The sequence below is a fragment of the Mammaliicoccus sp. C-M13 genome (genome assembly GCF_022386845.1).
Taxonomy (GTDB): Bacteria; Bacillota; Bacilli; order Staphylococcales; family Staphylococcaceae; genus Mammaliicoccus; species Mammaliicoccus lentus.
The window spans coordinates 1-21920 of sequence record NZ_JAJNHQ010000005.1 but is presented as its reverse complement, the minus strand read 5'-3'; the positions used below and the strand labels follow the sequence as shown (position 1 = coordinate 21920).

Below are 21920 nucleotides of genomic sequence, written 5' to 3'. Positions count from 1 at the left end.
TAACATGCTTGTTTAAACTCACAAGCCTGTTAGAAAATGTAACGTGCAAGAGTAAAATATCTAGCCCGTTAAGGCTCTTTTAGTATTATCTAGATTTTCTTGAATAACCATGAATAATGCAATAATTAATCTAAAAGCTGAGTATAGGATAGGGAAAGTCTTAATGACTTTCCCTTTTTTAAGTTGCATATTTATATTTTTAATAGAATTAGTAGTTCGTATATTCTTAGGGTGTTGTGCTGGAAATCTATAAAACTGTATGACGTCTTCGAAGCTCTGATCTAATATATTTAAAGTTTCTGAATACTTAGGATAATTTTTGACTTTGCAACAGAAACAATCTATAGACAAAGCTATATTCCACTAGTATTTAAAAAATAATCCTTCCTATAATATTTCTACTAACTTGCCTAGAAATCATCCTGAGTGAACAGTAAAAATCTCTTTTTATTCAATTTTTTGTTGAAATCCAAAGTTTAAAAATAATCACGATTAAGGTGCTAGCATATAGATACCATCATTCATTTAAGAATTATCCTGTCAAAGTTATTAACAGTAGCACAAACTAACATTACAATTAATAATAATTGGTTAAATATGTTAATTTATTATGAAAAGAGATTCACGCAATATTATTTTTTAAATAAAATATTGTTGTGAGAAAAAATATTTTTATTAGAGCTTGGATATTATTAATTTATAGTGAGGATATAATTTGAAGAGATTAATAAAATTAAATCATATAACAAAAGAATACCGAAATGGTAAGCAAAGCTTAAACGTTTTAAAAGGAATTTCTTTAGATATAAATGCAGGTGACTTTGTTTCAATAGTAGGAAAGTCAGGGTCAGGTAAGTCTACATTATTAAATATTATAGGGTTATTAGATGTAGATTTTTCTGGAGAATACTTATTTGAAGAAAAAGAAATCAATAGAACAAGTGATTTAAAACTGTCAAAATTTAGAAACCAGAAAATTGGTTTTATCTTTCAAAATTTTAATTTAATTGATGAGTACACAGTGTTAGAAAACATTTATTTACCATCTTTATATTCTGAAACAAAAATTAATACAGAGTACATTCAATATTTGATAAAGAAATTAAATTTAGAGCAACAAGTAAACGAGTATGCTTGTAACTTATCTGGTGGGCAAAAGCAAAGAGTTGCGATAATTAGAGCTTTAGCAAATAAACCTAGCCTCATTATCGCAGATGAGCCTACGGGATCTCTAGACGAAAAGAATCGTAATTTAATATTAAATACATTTAGAGGTATTCATGAAGAAGGTATGACAATAATATTAGTGACACATGATCCGACAGTAGCTCAATTATCAAATAAAAAATACATTATGAAAGATGGGTTACTTTATTCAGAGCTAGGGGTGTGCGATGAAAATTATTAACGTATTTAAAGATGTATTCAAATTACTATTAAGAAATAAAAGACAAAGTATTTTAACAGCTATAGCTTTAGCGATTGCTAGTTTTGTTGTTCTAATTGTACAAGCAAGTAGTGAATTTACCAATGAGTCTTTATCAGATAATCTTCAATTAGAGAAAGAACAAACTACACTCAATTATGTAGGAGAAAATGTTATAGAACCTACAGGATTTACAGAAGAAGATAAAAACTCAATAGAAAAGTTAATTAAAACTAAAGCTCAATTAGTATCCAGTTCTTACGGAACAAAGGTGAATGTATTCTTAGGTACCTCTAAACAAATTCTCAGCTATAGAACATTAGAAGATTTAAAGAAAAACGAAGTGAACATGCCAAAGGTCTTGAAGGGAAAGAAACTAGGGGGACAAAAGGATAAATCAAATGAAATAGCAATAAGTGATAAGGCATTAATAGATCTAACTCGTCAAAATAATATAGAGAAATTTATTAATAGCAATATAAAAATTAAAAATAAAAACTATAAAATAAGTACAATTTATAAAGCATCTACTATTAATGAATTACTACCCTCGTTAATAGTTACAGAACAAACAAAGAAAGATATTATGCAAAATAAAATCTATTATGATGAAATGATTATATTTACACAAAATCAAACAGACATAAATAAAGCATTAGGTTTTCTAGATAAAAATGGAACATATAAGGGAACTGGAAGTTATACATATACAGACAATAAAGGTATTTATGAAGAAACAAAAACACAGACAGAAACAATATTGAACTTCATTGCACTACTTTCAAGCATTTCAATTTTTGTGGCGGGATTTGGAGTTATGAATGCTATGCTTTCGTCAATTAGTGAGCGTTCTAAAGAAATAGCTATTCGACGTGCTCTAGGAGCAAAAAAGAGCGATATACAAGTATCATATATCATTGAAGGTACACTACTCTCATCTATAGGTGGTATAGCAGGTATAGTTTTAACATTAATATTTATCTTTTTAATGAATATGATAGGTTTAGTAGCTAGTCTAACTATTTTACAAATTATCATAACGTTTTTAGCTACAGTTATTTTTGGAATACTATTTAGTATTATTCCTGCTATGGTTGCTGCAAATAAGAATGTTGTCGAAGGTCTAAAATAATGATATTGATGTGAAATATTATTTATAGGTTACATCTAAGGAGTAAAGCTTAATGAAAATAAATTCAATAATTATATTTATATTAATGCTAGAAATAGCATTTAGCTTAATATTCATAAATAATTTAAATATTTTTCAACATATGCTTTTCGTACAATTAATACCTTCATTTTTATTAGCAATATTTATAGGTAGGGGTGCAAGTGGAAAGAAATTATTTTGGCTCTATATAATTGTAGGTTCAATATTATATTCGATTATGATGTATATATTATTATTAGTAACACCAATGGATGTTATTGAAAATAATACAGTTCAATCTAGCACATCAATTTTTGAATTTAATAAAACTATTAAATTTACAACATATTTAGGCTTCTTTATTCAAGAGCTTTTATTGTCTTCCTTTGTAGTATTAATAATAAAAATAATAAGAAAAATTAACTTAGGAAGATTTTAAAAGTAACTCTCTATATTATACCCAATACCTAATAAAAAGACGGTATTTGTTAGCTTAGTTACATTTTAAAAACAAACGGTAAACAACTTGTTGTTAGTGAAAACTAAGCTCCGTTAAGCCAAATAATCATAGAACTCAGCCTCTCATTCTTTGATGTAAAATTTTTAAATGATATAATTAATACTAAGAAAATATATTTTTATTTAAAAATATAAGGAGAATATCTATGTATATAGAAAGAAAACCATCAATTAATTTAACTGAGTTGAAAAAAGAGTTCACAAATCATTTGAATGAAATTGAGAGGCCTCAAACGACGGAACAAGCGATGGAAGAGTTATTTAATTTTGTGGAATTGCAACATACTTACGCTTCGGCTTTAGAAGAAATTGGTACAAAGCTCAAAATTTTAGATGATGAATTTCAGGTAGCTTACAAACATAATCCTATCCATCATATGGAAAAAAGGGTTAAAGAATTCCCAAGTGTAGTCAAAAAGTTAAAGAGAAAAGGTTTTCCATTGAACGCAAAGTCAGCTCGCGATAATTTACAAGATATAGCGGGTATTCGTGTAGTGTGCAATTATTTAGAGGATGTTTATACGATTGAACAGTTGCTACTAAGACAAGAAGATATTAAATTATTAAAAAGAAAAGATTACATTAATAATCCTAAGCCAAACGGTTATAAAAGTTTGCATTTAGTAGTTTCTATACCAGTATTTTTAGCTGAAAGGGTAGAAGTGACGCCAGTGGAAATTCAAATTAGAACAATCGGTATGGATATGTGGGCAAGTTTAGAACATAAGCTTAGATACAAAAACACACATATTTCAACAGAACAATACCAAGACAAACTAAAAGAATGTTCAGCTGAAATTACTAATGTTGAAAGAAAAATGCAAGAAATGAACAATGAAATTTATAAGAGTACATTTATTGAAACAGAATAATTATATGGATTAATACACCTCAAAGTTAGATGAGAAATTTAACATTGGGGTGTATTTTATTATTCAGAAAAATATTTTGTTAAAAAAACTGAAAAATCAATCAAATCAATCCTTCTCATAACACTTTTGTTAAAGAGAATGATAAAATAGAAATGTTGAAAAAATATTAAGGGGGAAGTAAAATGGCTGATTCAGTAAAATTATTAAAAACATTAACAGACATTAATGGCATTTCTGGATATGAATACAATGTTAAATCTAAAATGCGCGAGTATTTAGAACCGGTTAGTGATGAAATTGTAGAAGATAATTTAGGTGGTATTTTCGGGAAGAAGAAAGCTAAAGATGGATCTAAAACAATTTTAATCGCAGGTCATTTAGACGAAATTGGATTTATGGTAACCCGTATCGATGACGATGGTTATATTAAGTTTACGCCAATCGGTGGTTGGTGGAACCAAGTTATGTTATCTCAAAAAGTGACTGTCACTACAGATGATGGTAAAGAATTAAGAGGTATTATTGGATCTAAACCACCTCACGTATTAAGTCCCGAAGAACGCAAAAAACCAGTAGAAATTAAAGATATGTTCATCGACTTAGGCGTAGGTGATAAAGAAGCGGTTGAAAAATTAGGCGTTGAAATAGGTAATATGGTAACGCCTTATTCAGAATTTGAAGAGCTAGGTGATGGAAACTATTTAACAGCAAAAGCATTTGATAACCGTTTTGGATGTGCTTTAAGTGTTGATGTATTAAATGAACTAAAAAATGATGAATTAGGTATTAACCTTGTTTCAGGTGCAACTGTACAAGAAGAAGTAGGTTTACGTGGAGCAAAAGTAGCAGCTAACAAAATTAAACCAGACTTATCAATCGCAGTAGACGTAGGTATTGCTTACGATACACCTGGAATGAAGGGTCAAGATCATGATACGAAGTTAGGTAATGGACCACTTGTATTATTAATGGATGGTACAAATATCGGTCATGTTGGCTTTAGAAAATTCATTAAAAATGTAGCGAAAGAGAAAAATATAGACGTACAATGGGATAACATTACTGGCGGAGGAACAGACGCAGGTAGTATCCATGTTGCAAACGAAGGCACACCAACTATCTCAATTGGTGTACCATTACGTTATATGCACTCTAACGTTTCTGTACTTCATAAAGAAGATTACTTAAATGCTGTGAGGCTTGTTGCAGAAATTGTTAAAGCATTAAATGACGATACTGTAAAAGATATCATGTGGTAACAGAACAAAAAATAAATAATGACTTTTAACATAAAAGGATTTCATCATTAGTAGTAAAACTAGTGAGAAATCCTTTTTATTTATAACCGAAATCCTTTAACAACAGCTTCTACATCTACTATTATGACTAAGTGCTAAATTATTATTAAAATAAAACAATTTTTTGTATTAATATTTTTTTATTTTTAAATGGCTATTGTTTGTAAACCTTGATATTATGATTTATTATAAGAACTAGAGATGGAAGTGCTTAGCTCTTTAAAGTAGTTCCTATTCTTATATTTATTGAATAAAGGGACGTGGAAAAATATCGAAAAAGAAAAGAAGAAGTTGCTTCGCAAAATGGTCAAACCGTTTGAAAACAACAATCTAAAGAAAAGTACTATTCAAATTATAAATACAATAATACCACTTGTATTATTGGTAACTGGTGGATTTTTAAGTTATCAATTACATTGGTCGTTATCGATATTATGTGGTGTGTTAGCTTCAGGATTTTTAATTAGAACATTTATAATTTTCCATGATTGCTGTCATGGATCGTTCTTAAGTGAGAAAAAGAACAACGATTTATTAGGGAATATAACTGGTCTTATGACATTTTTCCCTTATGAAAAATGGCGTAGAGAACATATCATTCACCATACAAGCAGTGGTAATTTAGAAAAACGTGGTATTGGTGATATTTGGGTAATGACAATTGAAGAATATCGTGATGCTTCTAAATTTACTCAATTTAAATATCGTATGTATAGACATCCGTTTGTAATGTTTATATTAGGACCAATATTCTTGATGCTTATTTCAAATAGAATGAATGCTAAAGATGCTAAACCTAAGGAAAAGCGCAATACTTGGATGCATAATATTGTATTGCTTTTATTCTACGTTGGAATGTTCTTCCTAGTAGGAGCAGTTCCATTTATGCTCGTTTTATTACCAATGTTATTTATTGCAGGTATGATGGGTATTTGGTTATTTTACATTCAACATACATTTGAAGATGCATATTTTGAAGAATCATCTGAATGGGATTATGTTAAAGCAGCGATTGAAGGTAGTTCATTCTATAAATTACCTAAAGTCTTTCAATGGATGACAGGTAATATTGGTTACCATCATGTTCATCATTTAAGCCCAAGAATACCAAACTATCAATTAGAACAAGCACACGAGAAGACACCACCATTACAACACGCGACGACAATCACGATTAAAGATAGTCTAGAATCTTTAAAATATAAATTATACGACGAAAAAAATAAATGTTTTATTACATTTAGAGAGTATACACGTCGTTTTAAAACTAGACATGTATAATAATTGAAATCGAATAATATATTCCAGCCTGTCGATAAAGTATAAACTTTGTCGGCAGGTTTTTTGTTTAATTATTACAAATATCCAAATTACGTTTAATATTTTTACTTGCTTTGATGTGAAATGTTTCGGATTATTAAACGAAGAAGTTTACACATCTAAAAGTATCGGTAAACGCTTACAATATAACTAGGGAGGTCATTTGATTGTTGAGTGAACGTCAAAGAAACATCGTATCTCATTTATCACCCGTTAAAGATTTTATAACGATTACTGAATTAGCATCTTTATTTCAAGTTTCAGAACGCACAATTCAATATGATTTGGAATATATTGAATCTTTTGCAGACCAATTAAAAATTAAAATCGAACGCAGTAAGAGTTTAGGTGTAAAAATTACATCTCAAGACGAAACTAGTTTTTTATCTGAGTCTAACGTAGAAATGGATGTACATTTTTCTAAAATTGAACGAAAAGAACAAATTATATTGAGGTTGTTTGAATCTTCTAAACCTATTAATTCTCAAACATTCGCGGATATTTTAAACGTATCTAGAAGAACAGTAGTAGAAGATTTGAAATCTGTACAGGAATGGCTAGGTAAATATTCATTACTTCTAGAATATAAGAAAAATAAAGGTTTTATAATCGAAGGTAATGAAAAAAACTTGAGAGAAGCATACGCAAATATCGTAAGCGAGTATTTTAGAAAAGCTACGCCTCACATCGGTATGAAAAACTTTTCTAAAGAAGATTTAGAAAAAATAAGACGGACTGTAATCAATATTTTAAATGAAGAAGATTTTCATCTCGTACAAGTAGGAATCGATGGATTGATATATCACATAATAATAGCTATTCATCGGGCTAAGGAACAGTATATGTTTGAAATACCAGATGAAGAATACGAACGTTTGAGACAAACTGATGTATTTGAAATTGCGATCAAAATTACTCAGCAATTAGAAGAAATATTCCCAATTAAGTTTCCTAAAAGTGAAGCAGCTTTTATTACATTACATTTATTAGGCGCTCGTGTTACTTCTTACCATGAGTATCAAGAACACAAAAATATAACTCAAATCTCAAAATTATTCATCCAAAAAGTAAGTGCACAAATAGGTATACCCCTAATTCATGATCATAAGCTAATGACTGGTTTAATCACACATTTACAACCCGCAATTCATAGAATGACATTTAACATGGCACATTCTAATCCTTTAAAAGGGGAAATCATTGATGAATATCAAGAATTATTTCACGCGGTAAAACAACAAATATACGTATTAGAGAATCCTTTTCATATAGAATTTAGCGATGATGAAGTAGCTTATCTTGTATTACATTTTGCTTCTTCTATTGAACGGTTATCTAGTGAACAAACAACACAAATTAAGGTCATATTATTATGTGGTTCAGGTGTTGGCACTTCACAATTATTAAAAAGTCGTATAAAAAATATTTATCCTGAATTTGAAATTTTAGACGCTTTTTCTATCTATGAGATTACTGAAAAAATTCTACAGTCCCATGGTGTGGATTATATTCTGTCTACTGTACCTGTCGAAGATTTTTCTGTTCCGACGATAGAAGTATCTCCTTTTCTTAACAGAGAAGATAGAGAGCGATTAAATCAACTGATTAATGACTTTAGGGAAAGGTACGTTTCAAGCTATAAAACTATAGGTCCAACTTTAGAAGATGTACTTCCTTTCAATCATATTCAAACTAATGTCATAGGTAAAAGCAGAGATGACGCTATAAAAGAGAGTGTAAAAGTATTAATAGATGAAGGGCATGTAAATGCAGCTTATGCAGGTGACATTATAAAGCATTTAGATAAATTTGGACCTTACATGGTCATTGGACCTAATATTGCGTTACTACATTCGAACTTTGAAAATGTAAATGTCCCTGTAAGTATGTCTATAATGCATTTTAAAAATGGTGTTACTTTTGGTCACGAGAGATATGATCCAGTTAAAATTATTATTATTTTAGCAACTAGTCAAGCGCAAATACATTTAAATGCATTAGGGCAACTTAGTCATTTAATAATGGATGAAGAAAAAAGAAAAGAACTACTAAATGGAAATAAAGAAAAAATTATAGAGCTCATTCATTCTGTTAGTCATAGTAAGGAGGAAATATAAACGTGACAGATTTTATTAAGGAAGAACATATCCTTTTAAGACAGAAGGTTAACAGTTGGGAAGAAAGTATACAACTAGCTTCTAAACCTTTGTTAGCTGAAGGGTATTTCACTCAAAAATATGTAGAGTCTATGATAGATAGCGTGCATGAAATGGGGCCTTATATTGTTATAGCTCCTGAAATAGCTATTGCGCATTCAAGACCGGGCAACAATGTTGAAAAAGTAGGTCTAAGTCTATTGAAATTAGACGAACACATTAATTTTTCTGAAGACGGACATTATGCATCACTAATATTTGTCTTGAGCGCTGTTGATAATGAAGCCCATCTTGATATTTTAAGACAATTAGCAACTAAACTAAGTGATAAAAAAAGAATAAATAGATTAATAGAAGCAAAAAATTCTGAAGAAATAATAAATATATTTAAGGAGAATGATTAATATGAAAATTTTAGTAGTATGTGGACACGGTTTAGGAAGTAGTTTTATGGTTGAAATGAATGCACAAGAAGCTCTGAGAAATTTACAAGCACCATCTGATGTAAAGGTAGAGCACAGTGATATTATGACAGCTAGTCCTGATATGGCAGATTTATTTATATGCGGAAGAGATTTAGAAGAAAACGCGCAAAGATTAGGTGAAGTTGTTGTATTAGATAACATATTAGATAAAGAAGAATTACAAAATAAACTAAGCGAAAAATTAACTGAAATGAATATTATTTAACTATAAAGGGGTGAGGGCATTATGAATTCAATATTAGGATTTATTGTAGATGTTTTGAGTCAGCCCGCTATTCTAGTAGCGCTTATAGCGTTCATAGGTTTGATTGTTCAGAAAAAATCAGGAGCAGATATTACATCTGGAACAATTAAAACGATATTAGGCTTTTTAGTATTAAGTGCAGGGGCAGACGTTGTAACTCAGTCATTAGAACCATTCGGTAAGATGTTCCAAGAAGCATTTGGCGTTCAAGGGGTGGTGCCAAATAATGAAGCGATTATATCTATAGCATTAAAAGATTACGGGACTACAGCCGCTTTAATCATGATGTTCGGTATGGTCGTAAATATACTTATAGCAAGGTTCACAAACTTAAAATATATTTTCTTAACAGGTCACCATACATTTTATATGGCTGCATTTTTAGCAATATTATTAACAGTAGGTAATATTACAGGTACTTTAACAGTTGTTATGGGTTCTATTATATTAGGATTAATTATGGCAATACTTCCAGCACTTGGCCAATCTACAATGAAAAAAATTACTAAATCTGATCAAGTCGCTATCGGTCACTTTGGAACAGTGAGTTACTGGGCAGCTGGAGAAATAGGTAAATTATTTTCTGGGAAATCTAAATCAACTGAAGATATTAAATTTCCAAAAGGTTTAAGTTTTCTTAGAGAAAGTACAATTAGTATTTCATTAACGATGATTGTCTTATATATAATTGCAGCGCTATTTGCAGGTCCACAATATGTACACGCTGAACTAAGTGACGGTCAAAACTTTATTGTGTTCTCGGTTATTCAAGGTGTAACTTTTGCTGCAGGTGTATTTATTATCTTAACAGGTGTACGTTTGATTTTGGCTGAAATTGTACCTGCTTTCAAAGGTATATCAGAGAAATTAGTGCCAAATACTAAACCAGCATTAGATTGTCCTATCGTATTTCCATATGCTCAAAACGCTGTGTTGATAGGATTTTTCGTTAGTTTTATAACTGGTGTAATCGGAATGCTTATTATGTTCTTAATCGGTGGAGTAGTTATACTGCCAGGAGTTGTACCACATTTCTTCTTAGGAGCTACAGCAGGTGTATTTGGTAACGCAAGAGGAGGTATAAAAGGAGCAGTTGCAGGGTCAGCATTGAATGGTATTTTAATTACATTTTTACCATTGCTATTCATACCATTTATGGGAGATCTAGGAGCAGCTTCCACAACATTCTCAGATACTGATTTCTTAGCAGTAGGAATTGTAGTCGGATATATTACTAAGTTCTTAGGCATTGCTGGCGTTATTGCATTAGTAATTATCATTGGTTTATTAGGTGTACTATTGCAAAGACGAGCTAATAATAAACTGTCTGAAGAAAAATCATAAATATATCGTTTTATTTGATATATATTATCCTGTCAACAGAGTATGGACTTTGTTTGGCTAAACAGTTTTAGTAAAATGATAAGTTGACATACTAAACTAAAAATCCCTTCACTAATGGAAATAGTGAGGGGATTGGTGTGTCTATACAAATCTTTTTGTTAATTGAAATTACTCTGATTGATAGAAATTAAAGTATCCATTTAATATTATTTTTTTGTAATAAGTTAATAGAGTCTTGAGTTAGTTTATAATCTGTAATTATGGTATCTACATCTTGTAAAGATAAGCTTTTATGAATATATTTATTGTTGAATTTTTCATCAGTTACTAGTAACACTAAGTGTTTAGAATTCCTTCTAAAGGCCTGTTTAATCAATGCTTCTCCTTCTGTAGTTTCAGTTGCTCCTTCTTTAAAATCAAATCCTCTGCATGATACAAAAGAGATATCTGCATAATAAGTTAAGGCATCATTAAAAGCTTTAGAACCATTTATGGTATTTCTTTTTTTTATAACTGTCCCACCTAGAATATTAATATGAGCGTCAGTAAACTCTGATAATAATGAAGCAGTAAGAACACCATTCGTAATAATTTGTAAACCTTCAAACTTAGCTAACATTTTAATTAAATGTAAAGTAGTGGTGCTTGAATCTATAAATATTACCATATCGTCATTAATAAGGTCTTTGGCTTTCTCTGCTAATTTATGTTTATTATCTTGTTCATTAAAGTTAATTATTTTCATTAAATAAGGCAAATCTATTTTTTGATTATCGATAATCATAGCTCCACCACGAGTCCTTCTAACGAGGCCCTTTTTTTCCAATTCTATCAAATCTCTTTTAACAGTAGCTTCACTGTATTTTACGAGTTCTATCAAGTCTTGTATTCTTGAAAATTGAACAATCTTTAAATGATTGATTATAATTTGTTGACGTTCTTCTATTATTTTAAGCATGGATTTAACCACCTTTGTAGAAATTACTTATATAATTTTGCTTTACCTATAGTGTTCAGTAAATTCATTTTATATTCAACTACTTTTTTTAATTTTTTATTTGCTTCTGGGTAAACTTCATTAGGTTCATACATATTCTTATTATCAATTAAAGTTTGTCTAACTTGTTCAAAAAAGACACTTTTTAAATCAGAACTTAAATTTACTTTACCCACACCATAAAGAACAGATTCACGTACTTCTTCATCAGGATTTCCAGAGCCACCATGTAATACAATAGGAATAGATAATCTTGAATTTATTTCTTTAAGTAACTCTATATTTAATTCTGGTTTCTTTCCTTTTGGATATAACCCGTGTGATGTACCAATGGCTACTGCTAATGTGTCAATGTTGGTTTCTTTAACAAAATATTCTGCCTGATCAGGATCTGTGTATATAATTTCATCAGTTCCACCTTCACTAGAACCATTATTTCCTATTGTACCTAGTTCTGCTTCTACTGAAACATCTACATTGTGTGCTAACTCAACTATTTGTTTAGTAATAGAAATATTATCTTCGAAAGATTGAGTAGAAGCATCAATCATTACTGAAGTATAACCGTTTCTAATTGCCCTTGTAACATCGAACAGTGTACTACCATGATCCAAATGAATAACGACTGGAACTTTACTATTAAGGGCATAAGCTCTTACAATTGACACAAAATTATTTCCTAAATATTCAATTTCATCTGGATGTATTTCTAGAATGACAGGACACTCTAGCCTTTCAACTTCTTCCATAATTGATTTAAGCATATCAAAACTAGATATATTAAACGCAGGAACAGCAAATTTATGCTCATTTGCAACTTTTAGTAAATCTTTCATATTATATAACATTATAACTCCACCTTATTTTTAATAATTTCATTTGATTTCTCTTTTTGTTCAAAAGTGATTTTTTTCTTTAGTAACCCAACTGACAAAGCTGTAACCACTGTTCCACTAATGATGGCGATGATATATATAAATATATGATTAATTACATTTGGAATAAATAAAATCCATATACCTCCGTGAGGAGCTAAAGAAGTTACACCACCACTCATAGATATTGCCGCTGCAGTTGCAGAGCCTAATATAAGACTAGGGATGACTCTAAGCGGATCTGCAACGGCAAAAGGTATCGCTCCTTCTGTAATATATGACGCACCTAATACCCAACAAGATTTTCCAGATGTTATTTCTTCTTTAGTGAATTTATTTTTGAAAATAAGTGTCGCTAAAGCTAGACCTAGTGGAGGAGTCATACCAGCTACCATACAAGCAGCAATAGGCGCATTAACACCGGCTGACATTAATCCTATAGAAAATGTAGAAATCGATTTATTAATAGGCCCTCCCATATCTGCTGCCATCATAGCTCCAATTAATAAGCCGAATAACATACCAGATGACTGTCCTAAACCATTTAACCAGTGAGTCAGTGTATCTAGTAGCCATGATATTGGAGTGTTGATTAGGAAAATCATTGCAATGCCCACTATAAATATAGAAAAAAGTGGTACAATTATTAATTGATAAAGTGCAGATACTGATTTTGGTATTTTAACTTTATTTGCTAAAATATTTGTTACATAACCAGCCATTAACCCGCTAATCATTCCCCCTAAAAATCCTGATCCATCAACTGTTGCAAGAGTTCCTGCAACCAAACCAGGCGCAAAACCTGCTCTGCCAGCTATTGAAGAAGCAATACCAGCAGATAAAGCTGGAACCATTAATTGGAATGCTGTATCTCCACCTATCTTAGAAAGTGCAGCTGCAAATCTATTATATGATTCTGAATCAGGATCAGCAGAATTTATACCAAAAGCAAAACTGATGGCTATTAATATACCACCTGCAATTACAAATGGGAGCATATAATTTACGCCATTCATGAAGTGATTATATATACCTGATTTATTATTTGTATTACTTTCATTATTTTCAATATTTGTCATATCGATATCATTTATAGCATCTTCTATAATGTTTTCAGGCATTTTAATTGCTTGTGCTGTTGAAATCTTTTTGACTTTTTTTCCAGAGAATCTGCTTAAATCGATTTCTTTATCTATTGCTAAAATAATTAAATCTGAGTTATTTATATCATCTTCAGTTAAAATATTTTCAGTCTTTGAACCTTGTGTTTCAATTTTTATATTATGACCTAGGTTTTCAGCAGTATTAGTCAATTTTTCAGCAGCCATATAAGTGTGGGCTATACCTGTAGGACATGCTGTAATTCCAATGATATTCATAATATTCCTCCTATACAGATAAAATATCTAAAATTTCATCTGCTTGTTCAGCATTTTTAATGTCATGTCGAAAATCTGGATTCATCAAAAGACGAGCCAATTCACTTAATAAATCTAAGTGTGAAGCTTGTGCAATTTTTGGTAATGCAATAAGAAAAACTATGTTAATTTCAGAATCATCTAATGCTTTGTAATCACTAATTTTAGAAGTTTTTGCAAAAGTAATAATAGGTTTATTTATATATTTAGATTGGGCGTGAGGTATACCGAAACCATCTTCAATCCCCGTAGAAACTATACTTTCTCGTTTAAGTAGATCTTTTAGAAACTTTTTCCTGTTCTTTAAATATCCGTGTTCATCTAATATTTCTGTGAGTGAATTAAAGAGTTTACTTTTAGAAGAAATTGTTTCGTCAAAAATAAAAGTATTTTTATCAATAAGTTCAAAAATCTTCACTATAACACCTCCTTGTATCTTTAGTAAGCGCTTACTAATTGGGTATAAGCATATTAATAGGATTCATAGTGTTCAATAGTTTGAACGGTTTATGTCATTAGTGATAAATGTAAGTCAAAAAGTTAATAATTATGAATGAAATCGTTCAATTAAATAAAAATGTATTTCTTTAACGAAGTAATTAAAAACAAATACAGAATACAAAAATTAATAATAATTATTGTTAATTTTATATAAGGAATTTCAATATATAAAATTCCTACCATAGCTATAAGCATTAAATTAGTAACTTCTAAAATAATGATGTTATAGTGTTATTTCATAAGGAGGACTTAAAAAATGAATGCGAAATATGAACCTTTATTTAAAGAACTAAAATTACCGAATGGTGTAGTATTAAGAAATAGATTTGTGTTAGCGCCTTTAACACATGTGTCTTCTAATGATGATGGCAGTATTTCTGATATTGAATTACCATATATAGAAAAACGATCTCAAGATGTTGGGATTGCTTTGACTGCAGCAAGTTATGTTGAACCGCTTGGTCAAGCATTTCCTGGACAAGCTTCTGTTTCTAAAGAAGCGGATATAAGTGGATTATCTAAGCAAGCTGAAGTTATGAAGAAAAATGGTGCTAAAGCATTAATTCAAATTCATCACGGCGGTGCAATGTCACTACCTGGTTTAACACCTGATGGCGACGTTGCTGCACCGAGTGAAGTAGAAGTTAGAGGGTTCGGTCAAAAAGAGACACATAAAGCTAGACCTTTAACTGTAGAAGAAATTGAACATTCTATTGAATCATTTGCAAGAGCAACACGTATCGCAATTGAAGCGGGATTTGATGGCGTTGAAATTCATGGTGCCAATCACTATCTAATCCATCAATTCTTCTCTCCTTACTACAATAGAAGAGATGATGAGTGGGGCGAACATTTACGTTACCCTCTAGCAGTTGTAGATGCAGTAACAAAAGTCGTAAATGAACATGCTACACCAGATTTTATAGTAGGTTATCGCTTTTCTCCAGAAGAAGTGGAATCTCCAGGTATTTCTATGGAATTAACTGAACAACTTGTCAAAACATTGTCTGAAAAACCGATAGATTATTTACACGTATCTCTAATGGATATTCACTCTGAAACAAGAGAAGGTGAATATAAAGGAGAACAACGTGTTAAATTATTGTTAGACTGGATAAATGGACGTTTACCATTAATAGGTATTGGCTCTATATTTACAGCTGATGATGCTATCGCTGCTCTTGAAACTGGTGCACCTCTTATCGCTTTAGGTAGAGAATTGCTATTAGATTACGAATTCATTAGCAAAATTAAACAAGGCAAAGAAGATGAAATTGTATCTATGTTCGATCCTGAAAGAACAGACAAACATGAATTAACAGAACCATTATGGAAACAATTTAATGCCGGTTTTTACCCGTTACCAAGAACAGATGAAGAACCTTCAAATACAAAATGATAATTTGTATGTTTTCACATAGATACCCTACAAAATAAATATAAAATGATAGTCACCCATAAAATTTAGATTCAATTCTAATTTTTATGGGTGATTTTTTATGAAATATCAAAGTATTCTCAATCAATACGTTAGGATGTTTGCACTATGTATATTTATAATGATGTTAAGTTGAATTTTAAACATATAAATATAGATTGAGGTGTCCATAATGAATCAAGATGAGTTAAAGGAAAGTGTAGCGATAGAGGCTATTCAATATATAGAAGATGATATGAAAGTAGGTCTAGGTACTGGGTCTACGATGTATTATGCTATTAAACATTTAGGTGAGCGGGTTAAAGAAGGATTAAATATTGTTTGTGTACCTACATCTGAAAAAACAGCAGAATGGGCTAAAAAATTTAAAATTCCTCTTAGTGATTTTTCAGAAATAAGAAGTTTAGATATCGCAATTGATGGTGCAGATGAAGTGGATGAGAATTTACAATTGATTAAAGGTGGCGGCGGTGCGCTATTAAGGGAGAAAATAGTTGCTGATGCAGCTAAGAAATTTATCGTTATTGTAGATGAATCAAAAGTAGTCAAAATACTTGGTAAGTTTAAGTTGCCGATAGAGGTCATACCATTTGGATGGAAAATTACAGCGCAATCTATAGAGTCGTTAGGATGTAAAGCAATTTTAAGAAAAAAAGAAGAAGAGATTTTTGTTACTGATAATCAAAATTATATTCTTGATTGTGATTTTTCAGAAATTCATCACCCTGAACAGTTAAATTATGCACTTAAATCTATAGTTGGAGTTGTAGAAACAGGATTGTTTATTAACATGACTAAAAAAGTACTCGTAAGTCGAAGTGCAACAAATGAAATTAATGAAATAAATATTTAAGAATTACTTTATGGTAGTTAATAAACAGTTAATGGTTTAATAGAGTTGTACTTTATACAATTAACATATCAAATTAAAAGGAGATGTGTTAAATGAAATTTTCAACTACGATTTTATTAGGTGCATGTGGTAATAACGATATGAAAAAAGACGAAAAAATGGAAACAAAAAGTGAAATGAAAGATAAAGAAATGGACAAAGACATGGATATGAAGGACAAAGAGATGAAAGATAAAGACATGGACATGAAAGATAAAGATATGAAAAAAGACGATATGATGATGTCTGGTATGTTTAAGTCTATGAATGGTGAAATGGTTGAAGGTAAAGCAACTATTAAAGATCATAAATTAATGCTTACTGATTATAAATCTTCTAAAGGTCCAGACTTACATGTTTATTTAACAAAAGATGGCGATGTTGAGAACGGTATACAAATTGATAAAGTAGATTATGACAAAATGGAACAAACTTTTGATTTAAAAGATATGGATGTTTCAAAATATAACGAAGTAACAATATATTGTAATAAAGCGCATGTAACATTCGGTAGTGCCAAATTAAAATAAAAAATTACTTCTATTAGGGGAATTCGGGTAAACCGTTTTTCCCTATCATGTTATATAAAGGAGAAAACATCATGAAAAAATTATATCAAATTATATTTTTAATCATACGCATTGTAAGTGGCATATACATTTTAAGACAAGGTTATGAAAAGTTAACAGGTGGTTTCAGTTTAGGTGGTCTTACTAAAGTCATTGCACAGAATCAAGACTCTCCAAAATGGTATAAACATTTCTTTAAAATTATTATTGAACCTTACACTTCTTATTGGGAATGGATTATTCCTATTGGTGAAATAATGATTGGTTTGGCTCTCATCATAGGTTTCCTAGAGTATTCTGCAGCTCTATTTGGTATATTTATTATGATTAATAACATTCTAGCAGATATGATTTTTACATACCCTGTACAATTATCTGGATTTATATTTATTGCGCTTAATAAAGAATGTATTAATTCAACATCTGTAAAAACATTTATCAATAAGTTTAATAAGAAGGAAGCAGGATGACAACAGGGCAAAAATACTAATCGTAGACGATGAACAAGATATTCTGGATATCTGTAAAACGTATTTTGAATATGAAGGGCACCAAGTAATTACAGGAACCAATGGACAAGAAGCAATTGAGCAAATAGATGATTCTATTGACTTGATGATATTGGATATTATGATGCCTGAGGTAAATGGCTATGAAGTGGTTAAGAAGATGAGAGAACAAAGTCTTGATATTCCATTTATTTATTTAACAGCAAAGACACAAGAAAATGACACAATTTATGCTTTAACTTTAGGGGCAGATGACTATATAAAGAAACCTTTCAGTCCTAGAGAATTAATTTTAAGATCACATAATTTATTAAATCGTAGTAGAAAATTTAATAAACAAGATTATTTAACATTCGATTCCATGACATTATGTAAGCAAGAGAAAGTATTGAAAATAAACGATGAAGAGATTCCACTACGTGTAAGAGAATTTGATTTATTATGGTATTTAGCTGAACGTGAAAAAACAGTTATTTCTAAATCTGAATTATTAGAGAAAGTTTGGGGATATGACTATTACGAAGATGCGAATACAGTGAATGTACACATACGTAGAATTAGAGAAAAGTTAGAACGACAAGATTTCCACGATTATGTTATTACGACAGTTTGGGGATTGGGATATAAATTCGAGAGGGCGAAATAAATGTTAACAATCAGAACTCAAATATTAATTGCATTTATAAGTAGCATTGTGTTAACGACAGCCATCTTAACGGTTGCATATAAATGGATGTGGTTCGATGCTCATACAACGTTGTTACTAACTATAAGCGCTATTATCGCAAGTTGTTTAACAACGGCTATTTGTATTTTATTTATTAATCCACTCGTCAGACGGATTCGTTTAATGAATTTGCAGACAAAACGTGTAGCCCAAGGTCATTATAATGAAACAGAACTTAATATTGATAGTCCGAAAGAGATGAGAGAACTTAGTCATTCATTTAATACGATGGCACGAAATATTGAAATACAAATTGAACAAGTGAAGCATGAACAACAGGAAAAATCAGAAATGGTACAAAATTTATCACATGATTTAAAAACACCTTTAGCAAGCATTACCTCATATTGCGGAAGGTCTCAAAGATGGTGTTATTTCAACAGAAGAGGAGCAAAATAAAGCTTACGATGTATTAATTAAGCAATCGCAAAGAATAGCTACTATGTTTGATGAATTAACGAGTGTTATGAGTTTGAATACTGTTTCAAGGAACAATTATGAACTTGAAACGATTTATATAGATAAGTTGTTCGTTTCTATATTACAAACTTATGAACAACAAGCCGCGTGCGAATCGAGAACGATTGATGTTAATTTATGTGATGAGGTGCAATCCTTTAAACAATATCGGGTTCCATTAGAATGTATTTTATTGAATATTATTGATAATGCGATAAAATTTACAGGCCTTGGTTCAAGAATAGAGTTAAAAGTGAATCAAGAAGCGGGGAATATTCTTGTTATAACTGTGTCTGACGATGGGACGGGTATAGCGAGCGAACATTTAAACCGTATTTTTGATAGAACGTATAGAGTTGAAGAATCTAGAAACAAGACTACCGGCGGGTCAGGGTTAGGTTTGTATATTGCGCGAAATTTAGCACATCAAATGGATGGTGTTTTAGAAGTTGAAAGTAAAATTAATATTGGATCTTCATTTATTTTAAAAATTCCTATGAAATAAAAGTGTTTAACTAAGATTATTGGTATAATAATATAAAAGAATTGATATAAATTAGGGATGGCTTTATTAAAAATGGGGAAGAATAAAATGAACTTAAACAGAGTATTAAATGATACGAATCCAATATCTACAAAAAGATATAAATATGTATTTTGGCAATCTATATTACTCATTATCATGCTAACTGGAGCGTACACTTCTATTGGTCTGGCTCAAAATTTATGGATATTGCTTTTAGGCGTTGTGTTATTTGGGTTGTCACTATATCTTATAGAAAAGTTTAAATTAAATATTTTTGAAGTAAAGCCAATTAAACGTACATATTTGTTATATATGTTATGTGCTACTTTAATTGGTCTTGTTATTTACTGGTCAATTTCATTAATAATTGGTCAGCCACATAATCAATTAGAGGTTTATCAAGATTTAAAATATTTACCTATCATGATATCCATTATAATTTTCGTAATTTTAGGACCGATTTTTGAAGAGCTCATCTTTAGGATGCTTATTATGAAAGGTATTTTTAGAGGTCATTTATTAGTTGGATATATAGTGTCTAGTGTTCTATTTGGCTTGATACATGGACCTTTAAACGTCGGGGAATTTTTAATTTATTGTGGGTTAGGTTTAGTATTTGGCGCAATTTATATTTTGACTAAGCGTTTTGAACTTGCCATACTATGCCACGCATTCAATAATCTTCTACATATTTTAATCTTTATATTATTTTATAATTAAATTATTATTTACCTCACTTTACATTAATTGGAAATAACGCTAGTATTATAACTATAAATATATTTAAAAAGGAGATGGGGACTTCTTGAAAAAAATACTAAACAGTATTATATATTTAATAGTTATCGTAACAGTACTTTCCGGTTGTCAACAAGATGAACAGAAAACGAATAAAGCACCAAAGAAGGCTACTGAAAATAAAGTTTCGCAAAAATATGATGCTAAACAAGATAAAGAAGATGAAAAAAGTTTGGAACCATATAATGGCGTTATCCATCACTTGTTTGTCCATCCTAATGTACCTTATCCTAAACGTGCGTTTACAGGAGAACAAGCAAAAGGATATTTTGATTGGATGTTAACAACACATGAATTTGAAGCTGCCATTAAAGAACTGCATAAGAATAATTATATTTTAATAGATCCTCATGATGCATATGATTTTTCAGGAGATAAAGTTAAGAAGAAAGAGTTAAAATTACCAAAAGGAAAAAAACCTTTAATTTTGTCAATTGATGATATGAATTATTACGACTATATGCGTAAAAATGGTAATGTTAATCGACTCGTATTAAATGAAAATAAAGAAGTGATTTCAGAATCAACAGATGATCACGGGAAGACCGTTAAATCTTCACAAGAAGCAATTGTACCAATTTTAAATGAGTATGTTAAAGAACATAAAGATTTCTCTTATAAAGGCGCTAAAGGTGTTGTTGCATTAACAGGCTACGAGGGCGTACTGGGTTATCGTACAAATGAATTAGACAGTAAAGACTATGAAGAAAGAAAGCAAGACGCTAAAGAAATAGTGAAAGTCATGAAGCGTGACGGGTGGCAATTTGGCAGTCATTCTTATGGCCATATAAACTTTACAAATAGTAGTTATAATCAAATTGTTCAAGATACGAAGAGATGGAAGAAAGAAGTAGAACCGATTATAGGTAAGACTGATTTATTCATTTATCCTTTCGGAGCAAGAGTAGAAATTGGTTCTCCAGCATTTAAGTATTTATCAGAAAAAGAAGGTTTTAAACTGATAACATCAGTTGGACCACAAGAATATGAACAGTTAACACCCCATGCCGTTACACAAGATAGAATTGCAATAGATGGTTTGAATTTATCAAAAGGAAAATATAAATTAAAGCCATATATGGACCCAGAACAAGTATTTAATAAAGAAGAAAGAAAATACTTTAAAGGTGGTAGTGATAGTAGTGGAGGTCAATTTTAAGTTTGGAAAATACAGAGCTAACGTGCTTGTTTGAAAAGTCTAGCCTATTAGAAAATGTAACGAGCTAGATAAAAATAACTAGCCTGTTAGAGGTAATTATCTCATGTACTTAGGATGAAATCATATTAAAATTATGGAAAATACAGTCAAGTCCATATTTATGTGTAATATCTTTAGAAGTAATCAACCATTGGTTTTTTAGAATGTATTAACAAAATAAATCTGTTTGATTTTT

Annotated in this window: 21 protein-coding genes and 2 pseudogenes; 18 read left to right on the top strand and 5 right to left on the bottom strand. The window is 30.4% G+C overall.

Going from position 1 to position 21920, the window contains the following annotated elements; all coding sequences use genetic code 11:
* Window positions 1-60: 60 nt before the first annotated feature.
* Window positions 61-336, bottom strand: a pseudogene (locus LQ615_RS13565) (transposase); the annotation flags it as partial.
* 379 nt (window positions 337-715) lie between these two features.
* Between LQ615_RS13565 and LQ615_RS05080 the strand changes: the two are divergent.
* The 10 genes from LQ615_RS05080 (at window position 716) to LQ615_RS05035 (ending at window position 10817) form a co-directional block, all read left to right on the top strand.
* A complete protein-coding gene (locus LQ615_RS05080) occupies window positions 716-1408 on the top strand; it encodes an ABC transporter ATP-binding protein (RefSeq protein ID WP_239704015.1) in 693 nt (230 codons plus the stop codon).
* Complete coding sequence (locus tag LQ615_RS05075) at window positions 1395-2558, top strand: ABC transporter permease (protein ID WP_239704014.1); 1164 nt, start codon at window positions 1395-1397, stop codon at window positions 2556-2558. Before LQ615_RS05080 ends, LQ615_RS05075 begins: the two co-directional genes overlap by 14 nt.
* Before the next feature lie 52 nt (window positions 2559-2610).
* Window positions 2611-3018, top strand: coding sequence for a hypothetical protein (locus tag LQ615_RS05070; protein ID WP_017001097.1), 408 nt, complete (start codon window positions 2611-2613; stop codon window positions 3016-3018).
* 226 nt (window positions 3019-3244) lie between these two features.
* Window positions 3245-3970 (top strand): GTP pyrophosphokinase, encoded by a 726-nt coding sequence (locus tag LQ615_RS05065; RefSeq protein ID WP_017001096.1) that lies wholly within the window; start codon window positions 3245-3247, stop codon window positions 3968-3970.
* Between the two features lie 182 nt (window positions 3971-4152).
* The gene (locus LQ615_RS05060; RefSeq protein ID WP_064204954.1) at window positions 4153-5229 is read left to right on the top strand and encodes a M42 family metallopeptidase; all 1077 of its coding nucleotides are present in this window, start codon (window positions 4153-4155) and stop codon (window positions 5227-5229) included.
* Between the two features lie 342 nt (window positions 5230-5571).
* A complete protein-coding gene (gene desA / locus LQ615_RS05055; RefSeq protein ID WP_239704013.1) occupies window positions 5572-6549 on the top strand; it encodes a Delta(5) desaturase DesA in 978 nt (325 codons plus the stop codon).
* Between the two features lie 209 nt (window positions 6550-6758).
* A complete protein-coding gene (locus tag LQ615_RS05050; protein ID WP_345772343.1) occupies window positions 6759-8705 on the top strand; it encodes a BglG family transcription antiterminator in 1947 nt (648 codons plus the stop codon).
* Between the two features lie 2 nt (window positions 8706-8707).
* Complete coding sequence (locus tag LQ615_RS05045) at window positions 8708-9148, top strand: PTS sugar transporter subunit IIA (protein ID WP_239704011.1); 441 nt, start codon at window positions 8708-8710, stop codon at window positions 9146-9148.
* A gap of 1 nt (window position 9149) precedes the next feature.
* Window positions 9150-9434, top strand: a complete 285-nt coding sequence (locus LQ615_RS05040; protein WP_239704010.1) for a PTS sugar transporter subunit IIB — start codon at window positions 9150-9152, stop codon at window positions 9432-9434.
* Window positions 9435-9455: 21 nt separating this feature from the next.
* Window positions 9456-10817: a PTS ascorbate transporter subunit IIC gene (locus LQ615_RS05035; RefSeq protein WP_064211206.1), complete on the top strand. Its 1362-nt coding sequence runs from the start codon at window positions 9456-9458 to the stop codon at window positions 10815-10817.
* A 187-nt stretch (window positions 10818-11004) separates the two neighbouring features.
* Here the strand turns inward: LQ615_RS05035 and LQ615_RS05030 are convergent, their stop codons facing one another.
* The 4 genes from LQ615_RS05030 to LQ615_RS05015 are packed head-to-tail and all read right to left on the bottom strand — an operon-like array spanning window position 11005 to window position 14525.
* Window positions 11005-11775: a DeoR/GlpR family DNA-binding transcription regulator gene (locus LQ615_RS05030; RefSeq protein ID WP_218688602.1), complete on the bottom strand. Its 771-nt coding sequence runs from the start codon at window positions 11773-11775 to the stop codon at window positions 11005-11007.
* A gap of 23 nt (window positions 11776-11798) precedes the next feature.
* Window positions 11799-12662 carry a ketose-bisphosphate aldolase gene (locus tag LQ615_RS05025; RefSeq protein ID WP_216683645.1) on the bottom strand — a complete coding sequence of 288 codons (864 nt, stop codon included), beginning with the start codon at window positions 12660-12662 and terminating at the stop codon, window positions 11799-11801.
* Window positions 12662-14068 (bottom strand): PTS fructose transporter subunit IIC, encoded by a 1407-nt coding sequence (locus tag LQ615_RS05020; RefSeq protein WP_218688603.1) that lies wholly within the window; start codon window positions 14066-14068, stop codon window positions 12662-12664. The genes LQ615_RS05025 and LQ615_RS05020 overlap by 1 nt, the downstream gene beginning before the upstream one ends.
* Window positions 14069-14078: 10 nt before the next feature.
* On the bottom strand, window positions 14079-14525 hold the full coding sequence (locus LQ615_RS05015) for a PTS sugar transporter subunit IIA (RefSeq protein WP_064204965.1): 447 nt from the start codon (window positions 14523-14525) through the stop codon (window positions 14079-14081).
* Window positions 14526-14864: 339 nt separating this feature from the next.
* Here LQ615_RS05015 and LQ615_RS05010 point away from each other — a divergent pair, with 339 nt between their 5' ends.
* From LQ615_RS05010 to LQ615_RS04975, 8 genes and pseudogenes are all read left to right on the top strand, one after another.
* Window positions 14865-16007: an NADH-dependent flavin oxidoreductase gene (locus LQ615_RS05010; protein WP_064204966.1), complete on the top strand. Its 1143-nt coding sequence runs from the start codon at window positions 14865-14867 to the stop codon at window positions 16005-16007.
* Window positions 16008-16218: 211 nt separating this feature from the next.
* A complete protein-coding gene (gene rpiA / locus LQ615_RS05005; RefSeq protein WP_239704009.1) occupies window positions 16219-16899 on the top strand; it encodes a ribose-5-phosphate isomerase RpiA in 681 nt (226 codons plus the stop codon).
* 92 nt (window positions 16900-16991) lie between these two features.
* Entirely contained in the window at window positions 16992-17468 is a 477-nt protein-coding gene (locus LQ615_RS05000; RefSeq protein ID WP_239704008.1) for a DM13 domain-containing protein, read from the top strand.
* Between the two features lie 71 nt (window positions 17469-17539).
* Complete coding sequence (locus LQ615_RS04995; RefSeq protein ID WP_017000656.1) at window positions 17540-17977, top strand: DoxX family protein; 438 nt, start codon at window positions 17540-17542, stop codon at window positions 17975-17977.
* 13 nt (window positions 17978-17990) lie between these two features.
* Entirely contained in the window at window positions 17991-18662 is a 672-nt protein-coding gene (locus LQ615_RS04990) for a response regulator transcription factor (protein WP_239704026.1), read from the top strand.
* Window positions 18663-19707 (top strand): annotated as a pseudogene (locus LQ615_RS04985) (sensor histidine kinase).
* A gap of 87 nt (window positions 19708-19794) precedes the next feature.
* Window positions 19795-20448 (top strand): CPBP family intramembrane glutamic endopeptidase, encoded by a 654-nt coding sequence (locus LQ615_RS04980; RefSeq protein ID WP_064204972.1) that lies wholly within the window; start codon window positions 19795-19797, stop codon window positions 20446-20448.
* Between the two features lie 85 nt (window positions 20449-20533).
* Window positions 20534-21685, top strand: a complete 1152-nt coding sequence (locus tag LQ615_RS04975) for a polysaccharide deacetylase family protein (protein WP_147641145.1) — start codon at window positions 20534-20536, stop codon at window positions 21683-21685.
* The last annotated feature ends 235 nt before the right edge of the window (window positions 21686-21920 follow it).

Excerpts from the sequence above, each read along its gene's own strand:
- LQ615_RS05075 (WP_239704014.1), top strand. The coding sequence starts at position 1,395 with ATGAAAATTATTAACGTATTTAAAGATGTATTCAAATTACTATTAAGA.
- LQ615_RS05070 (WP_017001097.1), top strand. The coding sequence starts at position 2,611 with ATGAAAATAAATTCAATAATTATATTTATATTAATGCTAGAAATAGCA.
- LQ615_RS05065 (WP_017001096.1), top strand. The coding sequence starts at position 3,245 with ATGTATATAGAAAGAAAACCATCAATTAATTTAACTGAGTTGAAAAAA.
- LQ615_RS05060 (WP_064204954.1), top strand. The coding sequence starts at position 4,153 with ATGGCTGATTCAGTAAAATTATTAAAAACATTAACAGACATTAATGGC.
- desA (WP_239704013.1), top strand. The coding sequence starts at position 5,572 with ATGGTCAAACCGTTTGAAAACAACAATCTAAAGAAAAGTACTATTCAA.
- LQ615_RS05040 (WP_239704010.1), top strand. The coding sequence starts at position 9,150 with ATGAAAATTTTAGTAGTATGTGGACACGGTTTAGGAAGTAGTTTTATG.
- LQ615_RS05035 (WP_064211206.1), top strand. The coding sequence starts at position 9,456 with ATGAATTCAATATTAGGATTTATTGTAGATGTTTTGAGTCAGCCCGCT.
- LQ615_RS05030 (WP_218688602.1), bottom strand. The coding sequence starts at position 11,775 with ATGCTTAAAATAATAGAAGAACGTCAACAAATTATAATCAATCATTTA.
- LQ615_RS05025 (WP_216683645.1), bottom strand. The coding sequence starts at position 12,662 with ATGTTATATAATATGAAAGATTTACTAAAAGTTGCAAATGAGCATAAA.
- LQ615_RS05020 (WP_218688603.1), bottom strand. The coding sequence starts at position 14,068 with ATGAATATCATTGGAATTACAGCATGTCCTACAGGTATAGCCCACACT.
- LQ615_RS05010 (WP_064204966.1), top strand. The coding sequence starts at position 14,865 with ATGAATGCGAAATATGAACCTTTATTTAAAGAACTAAAATTACCGAAT.
- rpiA (WP_239704009.1), top strand. The coding sequence starts at position 16,219 with ATGAATCAAGATGAGTTAAAGGAAAGTGTAGCGATAGAGGCTATTCAA.
- LQ615_RS05000 (WP_239704008.1), top strand. The coding sequence starts at position 16,992 with ATGAAATTTTCAACTACGATTTTATTAGGTGCATGTGGTAATAACGAT.
- LQ615_RS04995 (WP_017000656.1), top strand. The coding sequence starts at position 17,540 with ATGAAAAAATTATATCAAATTATATTTTTAATCATACGCATTGTAAGT.
- LQ615_RS04980 (WP_064204972.1), top strand. The coding sequence starts at position 19,795 with ATGAACTTAAACAGAGTATTAAATGATACGAATCCAATATCTACAAAA.